1 pseudogene is annotated in these 820 nt (G+C 49.4%); it reads left to right on the top strand.

The window, feature by feature from the left end:
• Nucleotides 1–820: pseudogene (locus ACFIKH_RS09265) on the top strand (filamentous hemagglutinin); the annotation flags it as partial.

Below are 820 nucleotides of genomic sequence, written 5' to 3' on the forward strand. Positions count from 1 at the left end.
AGTGATGGTCAACAGTCAGCGACGGGTTCTTTGCATTTACAGGCAGCAAAGCTTGAGGCGGGGAATGGGCGGATAGCCGCTGGTGATCTCTTAGAGATCCAAGCAGCAACAATTGATCTAAGCCGCATGCAAGACAATGATCAAACAGGGGTTTCTTCCCTTGGCGATCTAACCATTGAAACCAATCAAATCACCGCTTTAAACAACCATATTGGTGCCAAGGGGAATATTGTCTTGAGCGCCGATGATGCGCTCACTGTAGGCGCTGGACATTATAGCGCCGGCGGCTCTCTTTTGGTGGAAGCAGCAGAGCTTACATCACGTGCGCGCTTAGTGGCAGAGCAAAAAATTGACCTTTATGCGCATCACGGTGCCCTGATCCAAGAAGGCACTGTCTGGTCTAATGGGAAGATAACGCTGGATGCCCATGGTGCCCTCAATCACACGGGTGATATTGTCAGTATGCAGCAGGTTGCCTTGACAGCGGGGGGCATGCTCACAACCTCTCAAGAGAGCACGATTTTAAGTTATGATGTGGTTTTAAGTGCTGATGCTTTAACCCAAGCAGGGACTGTGGAAGCTCAAGAAGGAGCATTAACCCTTCAAGTGCGTGATGGGGTTGCAAATAACGGCACAATGCGCGGTGAGAGTGTCGATGCTCATATTGGTGCATTTACCAATCAAGGGACGTTTATTGCAACCGATGATTTGCATTTGATGGTAAGCACACAAGAAGGCGCCGATCCGCAACAAGCCTTTCTGAAGAATACATCCGAAGGTGTCCTTCAAAGTGGTGGTGTTTTTGTTGTGATCGCAGGGC

Source organism: Bartonella sp. SD1336NMGDW, from assembly GCF_042193565.1.
Lineage (GTDB): Bacteria > Pseudomonadota > Alphaproteobacteria > Rhizobiales > Rhizobiaceae > Bartonella > Bartonella grahamii.